This window comes from Staphylococcus sp. EG-SA-14, from assembly GCF_017151935.1.
Taxonomy (GTDB): Bacteria; Bacillota; Bacilli; order Staphylococcales; family Staphylococcaceae; genus Staphylococcus; species Staphylococcus aureus.
In genome coordinates this window covers 1-4,983 of the sequence record NZ_JACVZM010000040.1, presented here as the reverse complement: position 1 = coordinate 4,983, position 4,983 = coordinate 1, and the positions used below count along the sequence as shown (strand labels likewise).

General features: G+C 30.9%; 4 protein-coding genes and 1 pseudogene. 4 read left to right on the top strand and 1 reads right to left on the bottom strand.

Annotation, left to right across the window (positions count from 1 at the left end; genetic code table 11):
• Window positions 1-72 precede the first annotated feature (72 nt).
• The 3 genes from IDG63_RS14020 (at window position 73) to IDG63_RS14010 (ending at window position 2,647) form a co-directional block, all read left to right on the top strand.
• Window positions 73-462, top strand: coding sequence for a hydroxymethylglutaryl-CoA synthase (locus IDG63_RS14020; protein ID WP_020444595.1), 390 nt, complete (start codon window positions 73-75; stop codon window positions 460-462).
• Window positions 463-1,378: 916 nt separating this feature from the next.
• The gene (locus tag IDG63_RS14015) at window positions 1,379-2,122 is read left to right on the top strand and encodes a glycerophosphoryl diester phosphodiesterase (RefSeq protein WP_000958858.1); all 744 of its coding nucleotides are present in this window, start codon (window positions 1,379-1,381) and stop codon (window positions 2,120-2,122) included.
• A 96-nt stretch (window positions 2,123-2,218) separates the two neighbouring features.
• Complete coding sequence (locus IDG63_RS14010; protein WP_000872606.1) at window positions 2,219-2,647, top strand: MaoC family dehydratase; 429 nt, start codon at window positions 2,219-2,221, stop codon at window positions 2,645-2,647.
• A 45-nt stretch (window positions 2,648-2,692) separates the two neighbouring features.
• Here IDG63_RS14010 and mecA read toward each other — a convergent pair whose 3' ends face one another.
• Window positions 2,693-4,702, bottom strand: coding sequence for a PBP2a family beta-lactam-resistant peptidoglycan transpeptidase MecA (mecA, locus tag IDG63_RS14005; protein WP_063852638.1), 2,010 nt, complete (start codon window positions 4,700-4,702; stop codon window positions 2,693-2,695).
• 96 nt (window positions 4,703-4,798) lie between these two features.
• Here mecA and IDG63_RS14965 point away from each other — a divergent pair.
• Window positions 4,799-4,906 (top strand): annotated as a pseudogene (locus IDG63_RS14965) (beta-lactam sensor/signal transducer MecR1); the annotation flags it as partial.
• Between the last annotated feature and the right edge of the window lie 77 nt (window positions 4,907-4,983).

The window sequence follows — 4,983 nt, the reverse complement described above, 5'->3', positions numbered from 1 at the left end:
CATCCTTGTTAAATTGTTTATATCTGAAATAGTTCATACAGAAGACTCCTTTTTGTTAAAATTATACTATAAATTCAACTTTGCAACAGAACCGTATTATGGAATAGAGATGTTGGTAACATTTATACAGGATCATTATACTTAAGTTTAATTTCGTTATTACAGAACCACACATTCCAACCAGAAGAGAAAGTATGTCTATTTAGTTATGGTTCAGGAGCAGTAGGAGAAATCTTTAGTGGTTCAATCGTTAAAGGATATGACAAAGCATTAGATAAAGAGAAACACTTAAATATGCTAGAATCTAGAGAGCAATTATCAGTCGAAGAATACGAAACATTCTTTAACAGATTTGATAATCAAGAATTTGATTTCGAACGTGAATTGACACAAGATCCATATTCAAAAGTATACTTATACAGTATAGAAGACCATATCAGAACATATAAGATAGAGAAATAAACTAGTGGCCGATTGTGCTTGATGAGCTTGGGACATAAATCCTAACTCGAAATAAATAAGCATATCACTAAACTGATTTTTTAAAGTTTACAGTGATATGCTTATTTTTTTATCTTACGATTTTGTACGTGCATGCTTGCCTAGGGGTATGGCTCGAGCCATTAGTCTCTCGCACATACTATTCCCTCAGGCGTCAGCACTTACAAAATCGGTTGTAATTTTCATTTTTATACGCATTCTTACTGAGATTATACTAATAAGAGGAATAGTAAAAGCAATTCTAAGTAAAATTGCAGATAAGAGGTTTGTTAAAAGCAGTTCTAAGTAAAATTGCAGATAAGAGGTTTGTTAAAAGCAGTTCTAAGTAAAATTACAGATAAGAGGTACGTTAAAAGCAGTTCTAAGTAAAATTGCAGATAAGAGGTTTGTTAAAAGCAGTTCTAAGTAAAATTGCAGATAAGAGGTACGTTAAAAGCAATTCCATGCAAAATTGCTGATAAGGGGTAAGTTAAAAGCAGTTCTCAGTAAAATTGCAGATAAGAGGTACGTTAAAAGCAGTTCTAGGCAAAATTGCAGATAAGAGGTGCGTTAAAAGCAATTCCATGCAAAATTGCTGATAAGGGGTAAGTTAAAAGCAATCCTAAGTAAAATTGCAGATAAGAGGTAAGTTAAAAGCAATCCTAAGTAAAATTGCAGATAAGGGGTACAGAAAAACTAGACTTGATTACAAAATGGAGCTTGGGACATAAATGATTTTTTAAAAATGAGATGAGACGTAGATTAACTCCATAATCAATACGAATCTATCGACTTCTTTATTTATGATATTCATCTCTTTTTAATGGAAATAAAAGTGCGATTAATGTGATAATACAGTTACGTTAATTAAAAAAATAAAAATGCAAGGAGAGGTAATATGCTAACTGTATATGGACATAGAGGATTACCTAGTAAAGCTCCGGAAAATACAATTGCATCATTTAAAGCTGCTTCAGAAGTAGAAGGTATAAACTGGTTGGAGTTAGATGTTGCAATTACAAAAGATGAACAACTGATTATCATTCATGATGATTATTTAGAACGGACTACAAATATGTCCGGGGAAATAACTGAATTGAATTATGATGAAATTAAAGATGCTTCTGCAGGATCTTGGTTTGGTGAAAAATTCAAAGATGAACATTTGCCAACTTTCGATGATGTAGTAAAAATAGCAAATGAATATAATATGAATTTAAATGTAGAATTAAAAGGTATTACTGGACCGAATGGACTAGCACTTTCTAAAAGTATGGTTAAGCAAGTGGAAGAACAATTAACAAACTTAAATCAGAATCAAGAAGTGCTCATTTCAAGCTTTAATGTTGTGCTTGTTAAACTTGCAGAAGAAATCATGCCACAATATAACAGAGCAGTTATATTCCATACAACTTCGTTTCGTGAAGACTGGAGAACACTTTTAGATTACTGTAATGCTAAAATAGTAAACACTGAAGATGCCAAACTTACTAAAGCAAAAGTAAAAATGGTAAAAGAAGCGGGTTATGAATTGAACGTATGGACTGTAAACAAACCAGCACGTGCAAACCAACTTGCTAATTGGGGAGTTGATGGTATCTTTACAGACAATGCAGATAAAATGGTGCATTTGTCTCAATAGAAAGTTAGAGGTGAGTCTTACGTTTCAGTGACGGTAGACTTACCTTTAACATGTTACATACTAAAAAATTAATTTGAATAAGAAAGAGAGACATATATGAAATACGATGATTTTATAGTAGGAGAAACATTCAAAACAAAAAGCCTTCATATTACAGAAGAAGAAATTATCCAATTTGCAACAACTTTTGATCCTCAATATATGCATATAGATAAAGAAAAAGCAGAACAAAGTAGATTTAAAGGTATCATTGCATCTGGCATGCATACACTTTCAATATCATTTAAATTATGGGTAGAAGAAGGTAAATACGGAGAAGAAGTTGTAGCAGGAACACAAATGAATAACGTTAAATTTATTAAACCTGTATACCCAGGTAATACATTGTACGTTATCGCTGAAATTACAAATAAGAAATCCATAAAAAAAGAAAATGGACTCGTTACAGTGTCACTTTCAACATACAATGAAAATGAAGAAATTGTATTTAAGGGAGAAGTAACAGCACTTATTAATAATTCATAATAAAACAGTGAAGCAACCATCGTTACGGATTGCTTCACTGTTTTGTTATTCATCTATATCGTATTTTTTATTACCGTTCTCATATAGCTCATCATACACTTTACCTGAGATTTTGGCATTGTAGCTAGCCATTCCTTTATCTTGTACATCTTTAACATTAATAGCCATCATCATGTTTGGATTATCTTTATCATATGATATAAACCACCCAATTTGTCTGCCAGTTTCTCCTTGTTTCATTTTGAGTTCTGCAGTACCGGATTTGCCAATTAAGTTTGCATAAGATCTATAAATATCTTCTTTATGTGTTTTATTTACGACTTGTTGCATACCATCAGTTAATAGATTGATATTTTCTTTGGAAATAATATTTTTCTTCCAAACTTTGTTTTTCGTGTCTTTTAATAAGTGAGGTGCGTTAATATTGCCATTATTTTCTAATGCGCTATAGATTGAAAGGATCTGTACTGGGTTAATCAGTATTTCACCTTGTCCGTAACCTGAATCAGCTAATAATATTTCATTATCTAAATTTTTGTTTGAAATTTGAGCATTATAAAATGGATAATCACTTGGTATATCTTCACCAACACCTAGTTTTTTCATGCCTTTTTCAAATTTCTTACTGCCTAATTCGAGTGCTACTCTAGCAAAGAAAATGTTATCTGATGATTCTATTGCTTGTTTTAAGTCGATATTACCATTTACCACTTCATATCTTGTAACGTTGTAACCACCCCAAGATTTATCTTTTTGCCAACCTTTACCATCGATTTTATAACTTGTTTTATCGTCTAATGTTTTGTTATTTAACCCAATCATTGCTGTTAATATTTTTTGAGTTGAACCTGGTGAAGTTGTAATCTGGAACTTGTTGAGCAGAGGTTCTTTTTTATCTTCGGTTAATTTATTATATTCTTCGTTACTCATGCCATACATAAATGGATAGACGTCATATGAAGGTGTGCTTACAAGTGCTAATAATTCACCTGTTTGAGGGTGGATAGCAGTACCTGAGCCATAATCATTTTTCATGTTGTTATAAATACTCTTTTGAACTTTAGCATCAATAGTTAGTTGAATATCTTTGCCATCTTTTTTCTTTTTCTCTATTAATGTATGTGCGATTGTATTGCTATTATCGTCAACGATTGTGACACGATAGCCATCTTCATGTTGGAGCTTTTTATCGTAAAGTTTTTCGAGTCCCTTTTTACCAATAACTGCATCATCTTTATAGCCTTTATATTCTTTTTGTTTTAATTCTTCAGAGTTAATGGGACCAACATAACCTAATAGATGTGAAGTCGCTTTTCCTAGAGGATAGTTACGACTTTCTGTTTCATTAGTTGTAAGATGAAATTTTTTTGCGAAATCTCTTAAATATTCATCCATTTTTTTAACGGTTTTAAGTGGAACGAAGGTATCATCTTGTACCCAATTTTGATCCATTTGTTGTTTGATATAGTCTTCAGAAATACTTAGTTCTTTAGCGATTGCTTTATAATCTTTTTTAGATACATTCTTTGGAACGATGCCTATCTCATATGCTGTTCCTGTATTGGCCAATTCCACATTGTTTCGGTCTAAAATTTTACCACGTTCTGATTTTAAATTTTCAATATGTATGCTTTGGTCTTTCTGCATTCCTGGAATAATGACGCTATGATCCCAATCTAACTTCCACATACCATCTTCTTTAACAAAATTAAATTGAACGTTGCGATCAATGTTACCGTAGTTTGTTTTAATTTTATATTGAGCATCTACTCGTTTTTTATTTTTAGATACTTTTTTTATTTTACGATCCTGAATGTTTATATCTTTAACGCCTAAACTATTATATATTTTTATCGGACGTTCAGTCATTTCTACTTCACCATTATCGCTTTTAGAAATATAACTGCTATCTTTATAAACTTGTTTGAAATTTTTATCTTCAATTGCATCAATAGTATTATTAATTTCTTTATCTTTTGAAGCATAAAAATATATACCAAACCCGACAACTACAACTATTAAAATAAGTGGAACAATTTTTATCTTTTTCATCAATATCCTCCTTATATAAGACTACATTTGTAATATATTACAAATGTAGTATTTATGTCAAAATAATGTTATAATTTTTGTGATATGGAGGTGTAGAAGGTGTTATCATCTTTTTTAATGTTAAGTATAATCAGTTCATTGCTCACGATATGTGTAATTTTTTTAGTGAGAATGCTCTATATAAAATATACGGTTCTGTTGCAAAGTTGAATTTATAGTATAATTTTAACAAAAAGGAGTCTTCTGTATGAACTATTTCAGATATAAACAATTTAACAAGGATA